Here is a 19878-nt window from a genome sequence, read left to right on the forward strand (position 1 = left end):
ATAGGCATCCAAAATGTAATCACTAAATCAACAAAAACAACCATTCTCTTAGCTCATTTGTAGACCTTCACATTTTATGAATAACATCATCTTCAAATTGATAATTAAGCATCACTACTAACCCATTACTATTCATTATATCTAATAAATAGGACAAGCAACTCTTAAAACCTTGTTTACCAACATTAAAACGTGCTTTACTGAGATAATAGACCTTATTCCAACAAAAATGATTTATAATGTGATTGTGTTACCAAATTACAGGACTAACGAGCTCTTTCCCCCTTAAAGCCTCTATATCACTTTATATCATTGCTAAGAGCGCGTACAGCTCGCGCAGTTTCACATTGTAATGCTTTTTTTGCTAAAATTTTCATGTCTTCAAAACTATGCGCCTGCAAACACGCTTTTACCGAAGAAATGTCACAAGATATCATAGAAAGTTCGTTAATCCCCAACCCAGTCAAAATCATTGCTGCAAAAGGATCTCCAGCCATACCGCCACACACACTAACCCAACACTTATGTTTTTCTGCACCTTGAATAGTCTGATAAATCATACGCAAAACCGCTGGATCAAGGCTATCAGCTTCAGACACAAGATAAGGATTTTGTCTATCAACAGCCATTGTGTACTGTGTTAAGTCGTTGGTCCCAATCGAAAAAAAATCGACATAACCACTCAAAACATCTGCCATAATAGCTGCTGCAGGGACTTCAATCATAATACCCAGCTTTAATTTTGGCGCATCAATATCGTTGCGAATTTCTTCTGTGATCTTTTTTATAGCAAAAATCTCTGAAACAGACATAACCATTGGAAATAAAATCCATAGATCTCCACCCTCTTTTGCAGCTCGATACAAAGCACGCAACTGCGGAACTAAAAGATCACGCCGACGTAATAAAAGCCGCGTTCCCCGAACACCTAAAAAAGGATTGTCCTCTTGCGATAAATGTAAATGCGTAACCTGTTTATCCCCACCAATATCAAGCGCACGAATAATTAATGGCTTATCTCCTACAGCTGCAATCATCGTCCGGTACACATCAAATTGGACCTCTTCATCCGGAATATGTGGACTATCTAAAAACAAAAATTCTGTACGCATGAGTCCAATACCTTCAGCCCCAAAATCAAGCGCAACAGGAACCTGATGTGCGTAGTTGACATTAGCCATGATACGAATTCTTTGACCATCTGCCGTTTGCACTGGTAATCTACACACCCGTATCTCACTGTCACGCTTTTGCGCGACAATACGCATCTGCTTTTGAGCATCTTCAACATCTTCAGGAGCAGGATCAAGATAAATGAACCCATTATCGCCATCAATAATAGCCTGAACATTACACTCAACTGCTAAAATATCAGCACCCGTAGCAACAACCATTGGAATTCCAAGGGTACGAGCCAGAATAGCTGTATGAGACAGAGGTCCTCCCCATGCCGTTGCTAATCCTTGCACTTTTGTACAATCAAGCTGAGCTACATCAGAAGGAGATAGATCATCTGTAACAAGAATAATACCATACGGGATATCATCTAAAAAGAATGATCTATACGATGGATTAATTTCGCCTAAAACACGACGGCCAACATCAACTAAATTGACAGCACGCGCCGCTAACAAAGGATTATCTAGATTAGAAAACATATCTGCAAATTGTCGAACCGCTCTATCCCAAGACCAAGCTACACCATGACCTTCTGCCATAAAACGACAAGCTTGAGCGATCAGATTTTCATCTTCAAGCAAAACCATTTGCGCAGAAAAAATCGCAGCAGAATCCGCTCCCATACGCGCTGTTATATCAGCAATAACTGATGCCATTTTATGTTTTGTTTTTGTGAGAGCACTTTCAAGACATGCAGTACCAATCGCAAAATCAATTGGTTGATCTGTTATGGTAATATTATTCTGCCTTAAAACAAAAATCTTGCCAAGCGCTAACCCTGAACTTGCCCCAACACCAGAAATACCTTTTTGCCCAGAGCACGGATACCAACCATGAAAAGCCTTCGTTTGAGTTTCCATCTCTCTCATCATACACTTTTCACTTATGCTCACTTTCTTCGCAACAGAAATCGCATCTTTAAGCAGTTGCACACCTTCTACAGCATCCGTCGAAAAAATCAGAACATCACCGTTTTTTGCTCCTAATTGCAATAAGCCAACCAAATTTTTCATTTCAACGGTATACTGACCATGGCGAATTCTGATAGAGCTCTGGACTTTTTTTGCAAAGTCAACCCAAAGAGAAGCTGGTCGCGCATGAAGACCACTTGGATAATCTAAAGTCCATTCTTGGCTTACCGAAAGGTCACCAATAAAAGTCTTCCCCATCTTCATATCCTGACCAAAAAGAGTTTTAACAATCTGCTGTTTATCTGCAGTTGTTGAAAGTGCTTCTAGCCGTTCCTTATCAAATAAAAGATGTGTCAATTTTTTACAAATCTCTCTATAGCGATCCGGACTAGCTGCAATGGCAATGACCAAATACGCTTTTTTTTCATCCCACCACTCAACACCAGCAGGAATCTGTATAACAGCAACAGCATCCCTGATAATCAAATCACGATTTTCAATCATTCCATGAGGAATTGCTATACCATTCCCAAGCCAAGTATTCGTTATTGCTTCACGTTGGAGCATGCTAGCCAGATAGCATTTGTTAACCGCGCCAATCTGCACAAGCAATTCAGCAGCAGCATGAATCGCATCATTTTTATGATCAAAAGTAGCCGCAAGTTGTACAGATCCTATAGACAAGATTTCACTCTCGTTAAAATCTGTATTCATCGCTTCTACTTCCTTACATTTCATCATCAATTCAAACTACATCACATTTGAACATGAATATTTCTGATAAATTTCATTTCCAAGTTGGATTTCCCAAAATACAAAGTATAAACAGCACCGCAATTTTCCTTTGTTTTACAAAATATAGCTAAGTGAAGCGCTTTAACACCCCAACATGTCCCCTATCAAACAATTGGATATTGCTATTCACCGTGTTGCTTAAAACCATCATAGGCAAATCTGACTCCTACTCTTTTTAAACTTTACAAAGACAGAAGCCCTGATCTTTACACACCCAAAAAACTGAAAAGCTATGTTTAAAAATGCCCTCATCATCCCAAGTTATTCAATATAACTTGTCATTACTCCTCATATAAAAAAACAGCCTCCAACCCACTGCAACTTCAGCTAATGTTTTAAATCTCCCCAAACTGAGCAACCCGCCCTTGCCGCTCTTTGCCTCATTACATAATTACAAATTTCTACTCTCAGCCTACCTCTTTAAAATTCCGCGCAGCTAAATATCTCACGCTATAAAATCCTCAAAAGATAACCTTAACAACATTATAGGCTTCTCTTGCTCAAACAAAAACCGCAACCACAGAACGTTATCCATCTGCATACCCGAAAAGTATCTACATCCCAAAAACAATATCCCCGACCGCTAAAATAAAACAATGCTCCACAGATGACTTTAATTTCTGGATATTTCGCCGAACAAGATCCATAAAGCTATAAAGTGAAAAGTGCTTTTATCTTAAATCAGTCTTTGTGCTTATATTGGCAGCGTTTCATTTTCATAACACCCAATAACAGATAGATTTAAAAATACTATTTAGCTCACCACACATCTATCATTCCGACCGGTTCAAAATAAGTTCCTTTACGTGTAACTCCATTCTAGATTTACTGAAAATCCCCAACGCATATCACTTACAAAGCAGTTTTAATCAACACCCTTATAACCTCTCTTACATATTCCTCTTCTTCTAAAGAGATAACCTAACCAATACCTGAGACCGTTGAAAGTATATTAAGAACACCACCACTCCGTAAACTAGCTCTCCCTCATAAAACGATCGCGCAAATGCTCCCATAAAATTTCTCTAAAATTCTTCGAAAATAAATTTCCTCTCTAAAATAAGCTGTTTGGCGCTTTTCCAAGTATAAAAAGAAAAATCCCATCACTGTTATCATATGCACATCTATTGGTAAACTCCACCATCACGTCAATGCCTTCAGTGCAAACAAAACATAGTACCAATTTTATAGTTATTTAAGAAAAAGATTTTCTTAGATTCTGTCTTTTAGTTTTTTGCACGTCCCTCCATTTTGCATTATATCATAGAGCAAAAAAAAGGAAAGATGGGGCGCCATCTTTCCTTTCTAAGACTCATAATTTCATAACCGAAATTTAACAAAACACCGGCTTATTACAGAAAATATTGCAGTCTATTCTGTTGCCTCCACCATAGGAATGACCGAAACATATGAACGGTCCCTCGCTTTCCTTTGAAAAGAAACCTTTCCATTTGACAGTGCAAAAAGGGTATGATCTTTTCCAATGCCTACATTGTCGCCAGGATGCCAGCGCGTACCACGCTGACGAACAATAATATTTCCAGCGATAACGACTTCACCACCAAATTTTTTAACGCCAAGACGTTTCGATTCTGAATCGCGACCATTACGCGAGGAACCACCAGCTTTTTTATGTGCCATGGACGTTCTCCTTTAATCTTCTTTACTCTTTGATGCTACAACCGCTTCCTTCTGCGATGTAGTCTTTTTTTCAGCAGTTTTTTTAACTGTTTTCTTAACAGCAGTAGTTTTTGTTTCTTTTGTCGCCTCTTTTAATACAGCTGCTTCCTCTTTAACTGGTTTTGCAGCTGCTTTTTTAGGTTTTGAACCACCCATTAAAATCTCTAAAATACGGAGCGTTGTCAGTTCTTGACGATGACCACGCGTACGTTTCGAATTTTGACGACGGCGCTTCTTAAATGCGATAACCTTACGCCCACGTACCTGCTCTACAATTTCAGCCGTAACCAAAGCATCAGCAACAACAGGTGTACCAATAACCGCATTCCCCTCTTGCCCAACCATCAATATGTCATTGAATTCAACAACATCACCGGCATTACCAATAATTTTTTCAACTTTCATCACTTGGTTAGCAACAACGCGGTATTGCTTACCACCGGTTTTAATGACTGCGAACATTTTTTATCCTTCCGTTCATTCCAGCTCTTATTTGATTTCTGCCTTATAAATCAAGGGAAAATAGGCTGCTTTTTATCAGTCGTAATAGATTTTAAAAGAAGGATAAAAATATCCTCCCAAACACAAACGCGCGCAGATTTCCCCACGCTTGTATTTTGCATATATGAAGGAATTTCTATTCTCTGTCAATAAAGTCCTACAAAAAAGCAAAAAAAGGTTGTACTAAACACAATTGAAGGTTATCTAGCCGCCATATACTTAAACGGTGTGAAATTTTTTGTATTTTCATAGGGAGAGATGGCTGAGTGGTTGAAAGCACCGCACTCGAAATGCGGCATAGGGGCAACTCTATCGGGGGTTCAAATCCCTCTCTCTCCGCCAGAGTATCAGCTAAAGTGATCTCATTAAAATGTTTTTATTGTATGTAACTTGTCACCAAGTTTTGTACCGATTTATTTTTTTCTAAAAAATTCAACAGGATTTTCAAAATCCTTGCAAAAATTTCCTCCTTTTTGCTATCAAGTTTTGTTCTTTGTCATTTTTTGCTCTTTTTGGGTTTTCTTCTCTCAAAATCCAATCTGAAAAATAGTTCCAGCTGATGATAAAAGTATATACAAAAATAATGAATTATCTCGTATTCCTCCAATTCTATCTTTTCCCATTTAGTACAAAACTACTAGAAAATTATATTTGTTCTGCACGTCTCACCTGAATGTGTGCCAACAACCCTATTGTTGAACTATCACGGTTATCAGCTTTGTTTTCTCCTCGGAGTATTGATAACAATTCATTTGCTAATTCTTTACCAAGCTCAACACCCCATTGATCAAATGAATTAATATTCATTAAAATCCCTTCGACAAAAATACGATGCTCATAAAGTGCAATGAGACGACCAAGTGCAAAAGGTGTCAACAAATCCTGAACCAGCATAATACTGGGGCGGTTTCCCTCAAAACTTCTATGACGTGCTAAATTATTTGCTTCACGTTCACCAATTCCATTTTTTACCAAAATATGCCAAGCGTCTTCGACGCTACGCCCCTTCATCAAGGCTTTTGATTGCGCTAAGCAGTTCGCTACCAACATATCATACATAGGATCTAAATTTCGCTCATGCCCTTTTATAAATAAAATAAATTCTACAGGAATAACATCTGTTCCTTGGTGCAAAAGCTGAAAAAAAGCATGTTGACCATTTGTCCCTGAATCACCCCAAACAACCGGACCACTCGAAAAAGTTAATGGTTTGCCATCCAAAGAAACCTGCTTACCGTTTGATTCCATATCAAGTTGTTGCAAATAAGCCGGAAAACACGCTAAACGCTGTGCATAGGGAATGATAGCACGTGATGAATAACCACAAATAACACGATGCCAAAACCCTAAAAGAGCAAATCGAATAGGAATATTTTTATGCAAAGGCGTCGCTTTAAAATGTTGATCCATCTGCAGAGCACCCCTGAGAAATTGGCGAAAATTCTGCCCCCCTATTGCTAACATAACAACAAGACCAATGGCTGACCAAATTGAATAACGCCCTCCAACCCAATCCCAAAATCTAAAAACTCTTGAAGAATCTATGCCAAACTCCACCACTTTATCAAGTGCACTCGAAACAGCAACAAAATGCGTGCAAACAGCCTTTTCCCCTAAATGTGAATGAATCCATTGACGTGCAATTTGAGCATTTGCCATTGTTTCGGCCGTTGTAAACGTTTTAGAGGCAATGACAAATAAAGTCGTTGCTGGATTCAAAACCGAGAGAGTATCAGAAATATGTGCACTGTCAGCATTAGAAACGAAATGACAACGCGGACCGTCATGATAAGGTTTTAAAGCACGTGTGACCATCGCAGGTCCAAGATCAGAGCCACCAATACCAATGTTTACAATATCATTTATTCTTTCGCCACTATTTCCCTTATAGCTGCCATCACGCACCCTTTCAGAAAATCTTTCCATATCTTTAAGAACAGCCTGAATATCTTGGACAAGATCATGCCCGTCCAACATGAAAACTTCGTCAGCAGGTAAACGTAACGCAATATGAAGAACTGAGCGCTTTTCAGTTGTATTAATGGCCTGTCCCGAAAACATTGCCTCACGTCTGCCTAATACATCTGCTGCGACAGCCAAATCATCTAGGAGTTGCAACGTTTTAAATGTTACACCACACTTCGAAAAATCGAAAAGGAGATCATCAAGTCTTAAAGAAAAATGAGAAAAACGCTGTTCATCCTCTTCGAAATGTCGACGAATATCGTGCACCCTATCCTTTATAGCGTGTCTTCTTAACGCTTTCAAAGCTTCCCCAAAAGCTTTCTCGTTTCGAATCGAAAAGCTATCTTCCATGAACTGATCCCGCACGGTTATTGACAATAAAATCTATGCATAAACAATAATAAAACAGAGAGTCTCTCCTTTATTGCTAGTCATTTTTACTGCTCATATTCAAAATGAAGGGGTACAAAAATGGAAAGATAAGTCCCCAAGATGGCATTTGTAAAATAAGAGTAAAAAACTTCCAAATCTTCCCTATCAGATACATCATTCAACTTGGCTGAGTTCTCTTGTTAAGCGTGTAGTTTCTTCTGCTTTTGCTCTTACAAAACGTCCGAGAAAAAGATAAACAACCGGTGTAACATAAAGCGTAAAAATAGTTGCCAACCCCAAACCACCAACAATAACCCAACCTAAAGCTATACGTGCTTCTGCACCAGCACCTTTTGCTAAAACCAAGGGTATACCCCCTAAAATGGCGCAAATCATCGTCATACAAACTGGACGAAGACGAATATTTGCCGCTTCTTCTACAGCTTCACGCACGCCTTTACCTTGATCACGTAACTGATCTGCAAACTCAACAATGAGGATACCATTTTTGGCCATAACTCCAATCAACAAGATTAAACCAATTTGACTGTAAATATTAAGACTGACACCGCTTAAAAGCATCGCAATCACAGCACAACCAATCCCTAATGGTACAGTAGCCATGATAATAAATCCTGAAACAAAACTTTCAAACTGTGCGGCTAAAACCAATAAAATAATCACAAAGGCAATTCCAAAAACAATCATAAAATTGGAAGATGTTTCATCAAGTGTCGCAGCTTCCCCCAAGGGAACCACATAGTTTCCTTTTGATAACAAAGGAGCAGCAATTTTCTGTACAGTTTGATAAGCATCCCCTAAGACGACACCTGGAGCAAGATTTGCGCTTAAAATAACAGCACTCATGCGCTTCTCCCGTTTTAATTGGGGAGCAATAGCTTTTTCATGTAAATTTGCAATAACCGACAACGGAACATATTGATTTCCTTTAGTTTTTAAAAAAATATTTTCCAAATCACTAGGACTCTTCATAGGATTCCTACGCGATGTCAATTTAACATCGTAAGAATGGTCATCTACGTAAATCGAACCGATCTTTTTACCATCCAACATTGCTTGTAATGTATTGCCCAAATTGGTGATATCAATCCCTAAATCAGAAGCTTTTTCTCGATTAATTTCAATAAAAAATTGCGGTTGCGTTGCATCAACAGTAAGACGTGGACGAATGAAATGCGGATCAGTTTGTAAAGCACTAACCAACTTATCAGCAATGAGTTGTAATTTTGTATAATCATTCCCAAGAATTGCAAATTGTAACCCTTGGCCAGTTCCTCTCACACCTAAAGAATTTCCTTGCACTGCAAACACAAAAACTGCGGGAAATTGTCTAACCTTTGCATTAACATCTTTCACGATTTCTTGCTGACTACGCAAACGCTTATCCCAAGATGAAAGCAACAAAACCAAAAAAGCAGTATTGGACGAACCGCCAATGCCCGCAATAGAATAACTATTAGCAATTTCTCCAGAATCGTGTAACGGTTGTAAACTCGCTTCAATTTGCTCTACCTGCTCATTCAGATATTGTGTTGAAATACCCTGTGGTCCACTAATGACCAAAAAAATAAGGGCTCTGTCTTCTGCTGGTGTCAATTCCTGTTGTAATTTCATATAGCCTCCAACACAAAGACCCGCAAAAATAAGTGAAACAATGACGACGGTCCAAGGTTTTCCCAAACATTTATGCAAACTATAAGCATATCCCTTGCTCAAGAAAGAGCCTAATTTGTACAGAAAAATAGAATGATGCGTCCCTCCTTTATTACCCTCAACATGTTCTTTAAGAAAACGTGAGGCCAACATAGGACAAAGAGTTAAAGCAACAACCGAAGAAAGCAGAATAGAAATTGCCAATACAAAACCAAATTCTCTAAAAAGTGCACCAACTTGTCCAGGAAGGAAAGAAATAGGCACAAAAACGGCAACGAGAGTCAATGTTGTTGCTAAAACAGCAAAAAATACTTCACGCGTTCCTAGCACCGCTGCCGCTCTAGAGCCTAATCCCATATTGCGCCATCGAACAATATTCTCCAGAACAACAATAGCATCATCCACCACAAGCCCTGTTGCCAAAACCAATCCTAAAAATGTGAGAATATTCAACGAAAACCCTACAAGATAAATGGCAGAAATTGTACCAATCAAAGCTACAGGAAGAGATAAAGTGGGAATAAGCGTTACACGAATATCTCTTAGAAAAAGAAAAATAACCAAGATAACACTAAGGATAGCAATGACCAATGCAACCTCAACCTCATGAAGCGCGCTTTTAATAAAAAGTGCATCGTCACTAATAATACTTATATGCACAGAAGAAGGAACAACACTCTTAAGATTATTGACAACCGCTCTAACACCTTCGGAAATATTAAGGGTATTGGATTGTGCTTTGCGCACAATTCCCAACCCAATGCCTGTCTTTCCGTTGATACGAAGGATAACCGTTTCTACATCCGGTGACAAAGTAACATGTGCAACATCACCAAGATGCACATGAGGTTTTAAGACAACTTGTTCAAAAGCTTCTGGTGTTGTTAAACGTGCAGTAGCGCGTACAATTAAAGCTTGCTTAGAATTACGTAACGACCCAACAGGTACATCCGTTGTCATATCAGTAAGAACACGTGAAATATCCGCCACGGTTAATCCATAACTCGCAAGTTTCGCTTGATCTATATCAACCTGAAAAATCTTCGTGCGTGCACTATCGACTTGCACATCACCAACACCATCAACAGCAGAAAGTGCATCAACAACCTGATCGTTTACAACCGTTGTTAAATCATCAATGCTCATCGTTGGTGATGTCACAACCAAATACATCATTGCAGCAGCATTTGAATCTGCTTTAATGATCAGAGGCGAATCCGCATTTTTAGGTAAAGAATAGGCAACACGAGACAGAGCATCACGAATATCAGATGCTGCAACATTCAAATCAACACCAACATTAAAACTAACCTCCACACGGGAACGTCCAAAAGAAGAAGTTGAAGAAATTGTCTTAACACCTGAAACACGAGAAACTGTATCTTCTATAACTCTTGTAATTTCACGATCAATTGTCTCTGCCGATGCACCAGCAAAAATCGTCATAATCGTCGTCACTGGAGTATCAACGTCTGGTAATTCGCGTACATCAACATTCAACCATGCAGCAAATCCCGCAATCATAATCATAGCATTCAAAACAAAGGTAAAAACCGGCCTGCGAATAAATAATGCAATTATACCGCCCTGTTCTACCTGTACCATAGGCTGTTTTGTGCTAAATTTTTGGCTCATTGTACATCCTTACCCCTAAACGGCTGATAATTGCTGTTGATCGGGCTTTGGATCATCAAAAGTAACCCTACTTCCTGGATGAAGCATCTGTACTCCCTGTATGACAACTCGTTCACCATTTTTTAGAGGTGCTTTCACAAATACTTGATCTGCTTTATGCTGAATAATCGATACTGGAACGGGCTCTACCTTTCCCTCTCTTTCACACCAAACAAATGACCCTCTACTGTTCCATTGAACCGCAAGAGGATTAACGACAGGAAAAGAACCACTATAGAATTTTAACGCAACAGAAAAAGACATACCTGTCACGAGCGTATCTTTTTCATTATTGATTTCAACTTGAATATGAAGTGTGCGGCTTTCTGTATTAACAACATTATCAATCGCATAAATATGACCAACAAAAGCTTTATCCGGCTGTGCCGTTAATGTTGCAGTCACTTCATCTCCTTTATGTATTCGCGATACATATCGTTCAGGAACCCATATATCGACAAAAATGCGTTCTCTATTCTCAATACGGCCTATTATAATATTAGAAGTAACAGCATTGCCCTCATTAATGGGTAAAATACCAATAACACCACTAATCGGTGCACGAATTGTGCGCCGTTCAAGATCTAACTCAGCATTACGCAAAACCAAATTTGCGTTATCCAGCTCTAAGCGTGCCGTAATTTCCTGAACCTCTGTCGCTGTATGACTGGCACGTAATTTAAGAATACGTGAAAGCGTTAAAGCACTATTATCACGTTGTATTTTTGCTTTTGCAGCCGCTATTTCTTCCTTTTTAGAATCAAGCTTTGCAATCACATCACCCACTTGTACTTTCATGCCTGCTGATACAAAAATCTTATCAATAATACCTGATGACCAAGGAACTAACTCCACCGCAGAAGATGCTCGTCCGCTCCCAAGAACATTCAACTGTTCATAAAAATCCTGAATTTTAACAAGATCAACAACAACATTCGTTGGCGGATTTCCTATCGGAGCCTTCGAAGTTTTATGCGATGCATTTGTTGTTTTATCCACTATAGAAATGCGTTGCTCTGAACTCTGTTTCCCTGCCCAATAAGTAACCATCAAAACGACAACGAAAAACACCAACGGAAAGATCTTTTTTAACAATTTCATACATCTATCCTTGTTGTATCATGAGTATATAAATTTATCTGAAAAAGTCCCCAACAGTGATATCCGAGTTTCATACAAAAACTGAACTGCAGGTAGTGTATCTCACCCCTCCACCGCAAAAACATATCTCATCTATTGCCTGACTAGCTTTCGTAAATAACAACGTCAAGTTAACTATCGTTCATATTGAGTTGTACCGCTAATCTACAGAGAAAATATCATACAAAATTCAACTAAACCTGGAAATGCACTGCAACCTTTTTTAAATATATCATCAATGAAGATGATAATTTTTTTATTTCCACCAAGTTTTCCTTGCAATTCCTCAATGAAACGATTAGGAAGCCCTTGTCTTTTTAAGATAGAAAATTGAAAATGCACCCGTAGCTCAGCTGGATAGAGCACCAGACTACGAATCTGGGGGTCAGGAGTTCGAATCTCTTCGGGTGCGCCATTATAAATTTTTTATTTTTCTTCAGTGCGTTATTGGTATTATTAACTATAAACTCCACGATTTAATTGCCTTCTATCATGTATTTGTAATGCTATCAGATGGGCACTATAACTATTCTTTTGATTGCGAATCAGCACTTCTTTCCTAGATGTTTGTAAATGCACCAGATATTTAACGTGTTTTTACTACTCAAAAATAGAAGACTTTGAAAACCTCTTTTATCTCTTAAAACACAAAACAAAATATTCTGTCTGCTTCTGAAGCAAGATTTACTATTTTAACACAATCTTCTTCCACAAAATTTCTAGAGCTATAACATTCCTTCTTAGTAAGAGATAGAAATAGCTTTTTCTAAAGACCTCATTCCTTTTTAAAAGCTTATCAGAACTAAAAACGTAGTGATTGTTTTTATAAAAAATCTATACAAATTTCCCTTATTCCACTTTAGCATTCCTCCTTGCACAGTATATCATCAACCTCTATGATGTTTTTCCTATTCCCATGTGCTATAAGCTTTCTCGCCCGATTATAGTACATTCCAACTTAACGTTAACAAAAGCCAAGTTTAAAGAATCTTTCTATGCCTAAAACAGATATTGAAATTGCTCGCACGGCTCACAAGCAACACATCACTGAAATTGCGCAAAAAATTGGTATCGCACATGAAAATCTCATTCCTTATGGACATGACAAAGCTAAAATTTCTTCTGCATACATAAAATCGCTCAATAAAAATCCGGATGGTAAACTTATCCTCGTCACGGCTATCAATCCAACACCTGCTGGAGAAGGAAAAACAACAACAACGGTTGGACTCAATGACGCTCTCAATCTCATTGGAAAAAAAACAATAGCTACCTTGAGAGAACCATCCTTAGGTCCTTGCTTTGGTATAAAAGGTGGTGCTGCTGGAGGTGGTTATGCCCAAGTTGTACCAATGGATGACCTTAATTTGCATTTTACTGGTGATTTTCATGCCATTACGGCTGCTCATAATCTTCTTGCTGCGATGATAGATAATCATATCTATTGGGGAAATAGCTTAAATATTGATCCACGTCGTATTGTTTGGAAACGAGTCCTTGACATGAATGACCGCGCTTTGCGTGATATCATTATTTCATTGGGTGGAGTAACCAACGGTTTTCCACGTCAAACAGGTTTTGACATTACTGTTGCATCAGAAATTATGGCTATTTTTTGTCTTGCCGAAAATTTAGAAAATCTTACGCAAAGACTCAAAAAAATTATTGTCGCCTATCGTTACGATAAAACACCTGTGACCGTTGCTGATCTCAATGCGGAAGGTGCAATGACAGTTCTTCTCAAAGATGCTATGCAACCTAATCTTGTACAAACAATTGAAAATAACCCTGTTCTTGTCCACGGAGGACCTTTTGCTAACATTGCTCATGGCTGTAATTCAGTTATAGCAACAAAAACCGCTTTAAAACTTGCAGATTATGTTGTCACAGAAGCAGGATTCGGAGCCGACCTTGGAGCAGAGAAATTTTTCAACATTAAATGTCGACAAGCAGATATTCTACCGAATGCTACAGTGATTGTCGCAACAATTCGCGCACTAAAAATGAATGGTGGAGTAGCTAAAAATGATTTGACAGTAGAAAATATCGCAGCTTTACAAAAGGGAGCAGCCAATCTTTTACGGCATATAAAAAATATGGAACACTACGGTATCCCTTGTATTGTTGCTATCAATCATTTTTATACTGATAGCGACGCTGAAATAAGTACATTGCAAGAAATAGTTTCGACAACTGGATGCAAAGCTGTTCTCTGCAAACATTGGCAACAAGGTGGAAAAGGCGCCACAGAACTCGCACAAGAGCTTGTTAGCTTAATTGAAGAAAAAAGTGCCCATTTCAAAGTTCTGTATCAAGATAACCTGCCGCTCGTTCAGAAAATTAATTGTATCATAACAAATCTCTATGGTGGACGCGGAGCTATAATCGCAGATCATATTCTCAAGCAACTTGAATGTTGGGAAAAAGAGGGCTATGGCGCATTTCCTATTTGTATGGCAAAAACGCCTTATTCTTTTTCCTCTAATCCAACAAAATACGGCGCTCCTGTTGATTTTGAAATTCCTGTGCGAGAAGTTCGTCTCTCTGCAGGTGCAGGTTTTATTGTTGTGATTTGCGGGGATGTCATGACCATGCCCGGCTTACCGCATTACCCTATCGCTGAAAAAATTCATCTTGACGAAAATGATCAGATACAAGGGCTTTCATAAGCTTATACTTGTAAAGTCAATCATTCATTATGAAAGGCACTCTATAATAAAAAGCTTAGAATTTTAAAAAGCGATATAGACAAACCCCTTCTTTATGTGGTATGTGTATGTGTATTGTACGTATAGTATACGTATGGTGTATGTCCTTTTAGATATCTATTTAAAAAGGACTGGGTTTTTTCCTATTATTTATGACACTGAAACAAAGCAGGATAAATAGTGCAAGTACTCGTTCGTGATAATAATGTTGATCAAGCGCTGCGCGCGTTGAAAAAAAAGATGCAGCGTGAAGGTATCTTCCGTGAAATGAAAATGCGTGGTTATTATGAAAAGCCATCAGAAAAGCGTGCTCGTGAGAAGGCTGAAGCTGTTCGTCGCACACGTAAGCTTGCTCGTAAGCGTGCGCAAAGAGAAGGCCTTGTTAGTAATGGTCGGGCTACTGCATTAAAATAGTATACGAGTAAACTTCTGTGTAATTGTATTGTAAGATTTCCGTTGGCAGCTGTGTAGGTAGATATAGCACACGGATTTTTTGCTTTTAGCTATTTCAAGAAATGAGTATGCGTATGGAGTGTTTTTTTGTCTTTTCCTGTAATTTTTTTGTATACAACTCCGTGATGGTTTTCTTATCTGGTATAAAACATTCCGCATATTTCAAATCCCCTGAATCACGACAGATCGCAAATACAAATCACTGTCAAAATATGTAATTGTGTGTGGAAAGAATATTATATCAAACCATGACTTCTTCTTCATGTAATTTAATAAGATGATAAAATTTTGTAACTTTTTGCATCTCTTGACTTCCTCCCCACCTTAAAAAACGAAAATCCTTAACCATCACCAATCTGATTAAAGATTGGCTTCTGTCAACTACACTCCACTTTCTAACCACTTATGTGATTCATTGCATAGGCTCACAAGTTTTGCTCTGAATCTTCTGTTCAATTTTATACTTCTGTACTTGGTTGATGCAAAAGAAAACTGGACGTTGATGAACGGTATACTCTCATAAACAATGTAAGCATTAGAAGTCCAAACTTTTGTTTTACTTATTCTGTTATTCTTGTAACAAATTCTTCATTGTTTAGATCTCTTTAACTAGCAGTATGCCATAATTTTGATCAGTTCTCAATCCTATCTTCCAGATCTTAGATTACCAATATATAGAAACGAATAGATAAAAGGTTTAAGTGTGCAATATTTTAGTTGGTTTCGATTCTCAGTGCTTGCATTACGTATCCTAATAGCAGGAACCTTTGTATTCAGCTCACCTCGTTTTTTGCACGCACAAACACTCAATCAAAATTCAGGGCAAAATTTAGGACCAAGCGGTTTACCACTTCCACGGTTTGCTTCGATAAAACCTACCCGTGTTAATGTGCGCATCGGACCAGGTAGCAATTATTCTATCATCTTTACCTACAAAAAACAGGGATTGCCTATTGAAATCATCCAAGAATATGATCAATGGCGCAAAATTCGTGATGCCGAAGGCGATGAGGGATGGGTATATCAATCGCTTTTATCAGGAAAACGAACCGCTATAGCTATTCCATGGCAAAAAGATAAAACAAAAAGGCTGATGCTACGCAAAAGTCCTGCAGACAACGCAGAACTTGTGGCAGAAGTAGAGCCTAATGTCATTGGTAACATCCGCCAATGCGATGGATACTGGTGCGAATTAAGTATTAACAATACGCGCGGATGGCTTCCTCAACCACAGTTATGGGGAATCTATCCTGATGAAAAAATAAAAGGTTGGTAAATTTTCAAATCAATAAAGTTTAATTTTCATTCCTTATTGAATTCCTCGAATCCTATAATTAAGTTTTTGGTTTTAACCGAACTATCAAATCAACATGCGAAATTTCCATACCTTCTGGTGGTTTAGGCAAATTTCCAATAATAGGAGCTTCTTCCAAATCGCACGAAATATCAAGAATACGATTCTCACCTTCTATATAAAAATGATAATGATTAGATGTATTAGTATCAAACCAAGTTTTCGAACCTTCTACGGCAATAATCCGTAATAACCCTGCTTCCGTAAATTGATGAAGTGTATTATAAACAGTTGCTAAAGACACAGGCACACCTAACGCTATTGCCTCTTCATAGAGCTCTTCAGCAGCGATATGACGGTTGCCTTGAGAAAAAATCATATGAGCAAGCTCTAACCGCTGACGTGTTGGCCGCAATCCATTTTGACGCAAACGTTTTTCTAACATAGGGATGGAATAATAATGCACAACCTCTTCACAATCCTTCGTTGACTGTTCTTCTTCATCCAAACCTAAATTCTCTACGCTCACTGACATGTTAAAGACCACAACTTATTTCTGTTCAAATAAGGTTAAAACATAAAAATGGGGACAGTATGGTGTAATTTTTATTCCATTTTTAAATAACCTACCGTGCAGGATACATAAAAAAGGGTATTTGTCATTAAAAATGATATAAAATCATTTCCCTCTCCTTAAAATTTGCTCTAAAAGTAGATTGTGGAGAAGCGCAGAAGTTAAAAATATACGCAAATAAATGGAGTAACAATGACTGAACAAAAGTCTCGCTACACTTATGAAGAGCTTCTAAGCTGCGCGCGCGGCGAAATGTTTGGTAGGGGTAATGCACAATTACCTGCACCACCAATGTTAATGATTCATCGAATCACCCAAATTAGTGAAACCGGTGGTGAATACAATAAAGGAATGGTCCGTGCCGAATTTGATATTACTCCAGACTTATGGTTCTTTGACTGTCACTTTATAGGTGATCCAGTCATGCCAGGATGTCTCGGTTTAGATGGTATGTGGCAATTAACAGGTTTTTTTCTCGGTTGGTTAGGTGAACTAGGCAAAGGAAGAGCTATATCAACAGGTGAAGTAAAATTATCAGGTATGGTAACTCCGCAAACCAAACTTCTTGAATATGGAATAGATTTTAAACGTATTCGGCGTGGGAATTTGGTCTTGGGAATAGCCGATGGATGGGTAAAAGCAGATGGGGAATCCATCTATAAAGCGAGTGATTTACGTGTTGCTTTGTTTAAAGAAGACTGAAATTATTTCCATTAGCAGGGATATTTTGTTATTCTGTGTGAAACAAGGAGGTATGAATGCGTCGAGTTGTTGTAACTGGAATGGGAATTGTCTCTGCAATCGGAAATAACCCTCAAGCCGTTTTAACTAGCTTGTATGAAGCGAAATCTGGGATTTCTTATGCGCCCCAGTATGCCGAGTTGGGCTTTCGTAGCAGAGTTTATGGCAAACCTAATGTTAATGTAGAAGAATTAGTTGATCGACGTGCTTTACGTTTTCATGGACGTGGAACTGCTTGGAATCACATTGCCCTGGATCAAGCAATTGCTGATGCGGGTTTAGAACTTCATGAAGTATCAAATGAACGTACAGGTATCATTATGGGCTCTGGAGGGGCTTCAACTCAATCAATTGTTGAAGCTGCTGATATTACACGCCAAAAAGGTCCAAAGCGCGTTGGTCCTTTTGTCGTACCTAAAGCGATGAGTTCTACAGCATCTGCAACACTTGCAACTTTTTTTAAAATTAAAGGAGTGAATTATTCAATCTCTTCGGCTTGTGCCACTTCTAATCATTGTATTGGAAATGCTTATGAATTGATACAATACGGCAGGCAGGACCGTATCTTTGCCGGTGGTTGCGAAGATTTAGATTGGACACTATCTGTGTTGTTCGATGCTATGGGTGCTATGTCCAGCAAATATAATGATGTACCTCAAAAAGCTTCACGTGCCTATGATATCAATCGTGATGGATTTGTTATTGCTGGTGGGGCTGGTGTTTTGGTTCTTGAAGAGCTAGAACTTGCTAAAGCACGTGGTGCGAAAATCTATGGAGAAATTGTTGGGTATGGCGCTACATCTGATGGACATGATATGGTCGCTCCATCTGGCGAGGGAGCAGAACGGTGTATGCGTATGGCGCTTGCAACCGTAAATAATAAGATTGATTATATCAATCCCCATGCAACCGCAACACCTGTTGGTGATCCTCCAGAAATAGAAGCAATCCGCCGTATCTTTGGAGCAGGTGATCAATGCCCTCCAATTTCTGCCACAAAATCCTTAACTGGTCATTCTTTGGGAGCGGCAGGTGTTCAAGAAGCAATCTATACACTGTTAATGATGAATCATAATTTTATTTGCGAAAGCGCTCATATTGAAGAGCTTGATCCAATTTTTGCTGATATGCCCATTGTTCGTGAACGTCGTGATCATCAACAACTTAATACTGTATTGTCAAATACATTCGGTTTTGGCGGTACCAATGCAACGCTCGTTTTCCAACGCTATACATAAACAGGAATTCTTAGCTGGTTGAAAAAAGCACGATCTTTTACGGAGAATAATATGAAAGGTTTGATGGAGGGCAAACGTGGCCTTATTATGGGGGTTGCAAATGACCATTCAATCGCATGGGGTATTGCGTGCCAACTAGCAGAAGCAGGAGCTGAATTAGCTTTTACTTATCAAGGAGATGCCTTCGGGAAAAGGGTTCAACCCTTAGCAGAGCAGCTCGGTTGTAAATTGTTACTTGAATGCGATGTTGAAAAAATTGAAAATGTCGATCGCGTCTTTGAACAACTTGAAAAAGAATGGAAAACTATTGATTTCGTTGTTCATGCTATTGGCTTTTCAGATAAGACTCAACTAAAAGGGCGTTATGTTGATGTTACAACACGCGAAAATTTTAAACGCACAATGGTTATTTCAGCTTATTCTTTTACTGAAATTGCCCAACGTGCTGGTAAACTTATGCCCAATGGGGGTACACTTTTAACACTTACCTATGGAGCTTCACAGCAAGTTGTACCTAATTACAATATCATGGGTGTGGCTAAAGCTGCTTTAGAAGCTATGGTACGCTATTTGGCCGCAGATTTTGGCCCTCAAAATATCCGCGTTAATGCAATTTCAGCAGGACCTGTTAGGACCTTGGCTGGTAATGGTATCGCAGCTGCACGCGCGATCTTTTCGTATCAACGTCGTAATGCGCCATTGCGCCGTACAGTGAACATCCATGAAATCGGAAAATCTGCTCTTTACCTACTCTCTGATTTATCATCAGGTGTTACTGGTGAAATCCATTATGTGGATTCGGGCTATAACATTATGTCTATGCCAACACTTAAAGAATTAAAACAAAGTGAGGAAACTCAGGGAGAATAACTATCCATAATACTTTTAAAAGTATAAAATGGCCATTTCCATACTATTTTAGTAGTATTTTCAACACTTTCTTGCTTTTGTATAACTCTATAAGGAGAAGATGTACCTT

At 38.6% G+C, this 19878-nt stretch carries 13 protein-coding genes and 2 tRNA genes; 8 read left to right on the top strand and 7 right to left on the bottom strand.

Annotation, left to right across the window (positions count from 1 at the left end; all coding sequences use genetic code 11):
* Positions 1-299: 299 nt before the first annotated feature.
* From ptsP to rplU, 3 genes are all read right to left on the bottom strand, one after another.
* Positions 300-2804 (bottom strand): phosphoenolpyruvate--protein phosphotransferase, encoded by a 2505-nt coding sequence (ptsP, locus tag LBE40_RS06685; RefSeq protein WP_004858393.1) that lies wholly within the window; start codon positions 2802-2804, stop codon positions 300-302.
* A gap of 1452 nt (positions 2805-4256) precedes the next feature.
* Positions 4257-4526 carry a 50S ribosomal protein L27 gene (gene rpmA / locus LBE40_RS06690; RefSeq protein ID WP_004858391.1) on the bottom strand — a complete coding sequence of 90 codons (270 nt, stop codon included), beginning with the start codon at positions 4524-4526 and terminating at the stop codon, positions 4257-4259.
* Positions 4527-4538: 12 nt separating this feature from the next.
* Positions 4539-5027: a 50S ribosomal protein L21 gene (gene rplU / locus LBE40_RS06695; protein WP_004858388.1), complete on the bottom strand. Its 489-nt coding sequence runs from the start codon at positions 5025-5027 to the stop codon at positions 4539-4541.
* A 291-nt stretch (positions 5028-5318) separates the two neighbouring features.
* Between rplU and LBE40_RS06700 the strand changes: the two genes are divergently transcribed.
* Positions 5319-5408: transfer RNA gene (locus LBE40_RS06700), tRNA-Ser, on the top strand.
* 303 nt (positions 5409-5711) lie between these two features.
* Here the strand turns inward: LBE40_RS06700 and pgi are convergent.
* From pgi to LBE40_RS06715, 3 genes are all read right to left on the bottom strand, one after another.
* On the bottom strand, positions 5712-7382 hold the full coding sequence (gene pgi, locus LBE40_RS06705) for a glucose-6-phosphate isomerase (protein ID WP_004858384.1): 1671 nt from the start codon (positions 7380-7382) through the stop codon (positions 5712-5714).
* Positions 7383-7577: 195 nt separating this feature from the next.
* Entirely contained in the window at positions 7578-10712 is a 3135-nt protein-coding gene (locus LBE40_RS06710; protein ID WP_004858382.1) for an efflux RND transporter permease subunit, read from the bottom strand.
* 15 nt (positions 10713-10727) lie between these two features.
* Complete coding sequence (locus tag LBE40_RS06715) at positions 10728-11852, bottom strand: efflux RND transporter periplasmic adaptor subunit (protein ID WP_004858379.1); 1125 nt, start codon at positions 11850-11852, stop codon at positions 10728-10730.
* A gap of 377 nt (positions 11853-12229) precedes the next feature.
* Between LBE40_RS06715 and LBE40_RS06720 the strand changes: the two genes are divergently transcribed.
* From LBE40_RS06720 to LBE40_RS06735, 4 genes are all read left to right on the top strand, one after another.
* A tRNA-Arg gene (locus LBE40_RS06720) sits at positions 12230-12306 on the top strand.
* 580 nt (positions 12307-12886) lie between these two features.
* Entirely contained in the window at positions 12887-14560 is a 1674-nt protein-coding gene (locus tag LBE40_RS06725; RefSeq protein ID WP_004858376.1) for a formate--tetrahydrofolate ligase, read from the top strand.
* 219 nt (positions 14561-14779) lie between these two features.
* Positions 14780-15013: a 30S ribosomal protein S21 gene (rpsU, locus tag LBE40_RS06730; protein ID WP_004858373.1), complete on the top strand. Its 234-nt coding sequence runs from the start codon at positions 14780-14782 to the stop codon at positions 15011-15013.
* A gap of 742 nt (positions 15014-15755) precedes the next feature.
* Positions 15756-16328 carry an SH3 domain-containing protein gene (locus tag LBE40_RS06735; RefSeq protein WP_004858370.1) on the top strand — a complete coding sequence of 191 codons (573 nt, stop codon included), beginning with the start codon at positions 15756-15758 and terminating at the stop codon, positions 16326-16328.
* A gap of 58 nt (positions 16329-16386) precedes the next feature.
* Here LBE40_RS06735 and irrA read toward each other — a convergent pair whose 3' ends face one another.
* Complete coding sequence (gene irrA, locus LBE40_RS06740) at positions 16387-16881, bottom strand: iron response transcriptional regulator IrrA (RefSeq protein WP_004858366.1); 495 nt, start codon at positions 16879-16881, stop codon at positions 16387-16389.
* Between the two features lie 231 nt (positions 16882-17112).
* On the opposite strand from irrA, the gene fabA reads away from it, so the two are divergent.
* Genes fabA through fabI form a run of 3 tightly spaced genes read left to right on the top strand, consistent with a single transcriptional unit; the run spans position 17113 to position 19769 of the window.
* Positions 17113-17622, top strand: coding sequence for a 3-hydroxyacyl-[acyl-carrier-protein] dehydratase FabA (gene fabA, locus LBE40_RS06745; RefSeq protein WP_004858364.1), 510 nt, complete (start codon positions 17113-17115; stop codon positions 17620-17622).
* A gap of 56 nt (positions 17623-17678) precedes the next feature.
* The gene (fabB, locus tag LBE40_RS06750) at positions 17679-18899 is read left to right on the top strand and encodes a beta-ketoacyl-ACP synthase I (RefSeq protein ID WP_004858361.1); all 1221 of its coding nucleotides are present in this window, start codon (positions 17679-17681) and stop codon (positions 18897-18899) included.
* A 51-nt stretch (positions 18900-18950) separates the two neighbouring features.
* Positions 18951-19769 carry an enoyl-ACP reductase FabI gene (gene fabI / locus LBE40_RS06755; protein WP_004858359.1) on the top strand — a complete coding sequence of 273 codons (819 nt, stop codon included), beginning with the start codon at positions 18951-18953 and terminating at the stop codon, positions 19767-19769.
* Positions 19770-19878: the final 109 nt, after the last annotated feature.

Origin of the sequence: Bartonella taylorii, assembly GCF_023920105.1 — a bacterium.
In the GTDB taxonomy this organism is placed as follows: Bacteria; Pseudomonadota; Alphaproteobacteria; order Rhizobiales; family Rhizobiaceae; genus Bartonella; species Bartonella taylorii.

Bases quoted from the DNA above. Each gene is read 5' to 3' on its own strand.
- irrA (WP_004858366.1), bottom strand. From the start codon at position 16,881: ATGTCAGTGAGCGTAGAGAATTTAGGTTTGGATGAAGAAGAACAGTCA.
- fabI (WP_004858359.1), top strand. From the start codon at position 18,951: ATGAAAGGTTTGATGGAGGGCAAACGTGGCCTTATTATGGGGGTTGCA.
- rpmA (WP_004858391.1), bottom strand. From the start codon at position 4,526: ATGGCACATAAAAAAGCTGGTGGTTCCTCGCGTAATGGTCGCGATTCA.
- pgi (WP_004858384.1), bottom strand. From the start codon at position 7,382: ATGGAAGATAGCTTTTCGATTCGAAACGAGAAAGCTTTTGGGGAAGCT.
- LBE40_RS06715 (WP_004858379.1), bottom strand. From the start codon at position 11,852: ATGAAATTGTTAAAAAAGATCTTTCCGTTGGTGTTTTTCGTTGTCGTT.
- ptsP (WP_004858393.1), bottom strand. From the start codon at position 2,804: ATGAATACAGATTTTAACGAGAGTGAAATCTTGTCTATAGGATCTGTA.
- fabB (WP_004858361.1), top strand. From the start codon at position 17,679: ATGCGTCGAGTTGTTGTAACTGGAATGGGAATTGTCTCTGCAATCGGA.
- fabA (WP_004858364.1), top strand. From the start codon at position 17,113: ATGACTGAACAAAAGTCTCGCTACACTTATGAAGAGCTTCTAAGCTGC.
- LBE40_RS06710 (WP_004858382.1), bottom strand. From the start codon at position 10,712: ATGAGCCAAAAATTTAGCACAAAACAGCCTATGGTACAGGTAGAACAG.
- LBE40_RS06725 (WP_004858376.1), top strand. From the start codon at position 12,887: ATGCCTAAAACAGATATTGAAATTGCTCGCACGGCTCACAAGCAACAC.
- rplU (WP_004858388.1), bottom strand. From the start codon at position 5,027: ATGTTCGCAGTCATTAAAACCGGTGGTAAGCAATACCGCGTTGTTGCT.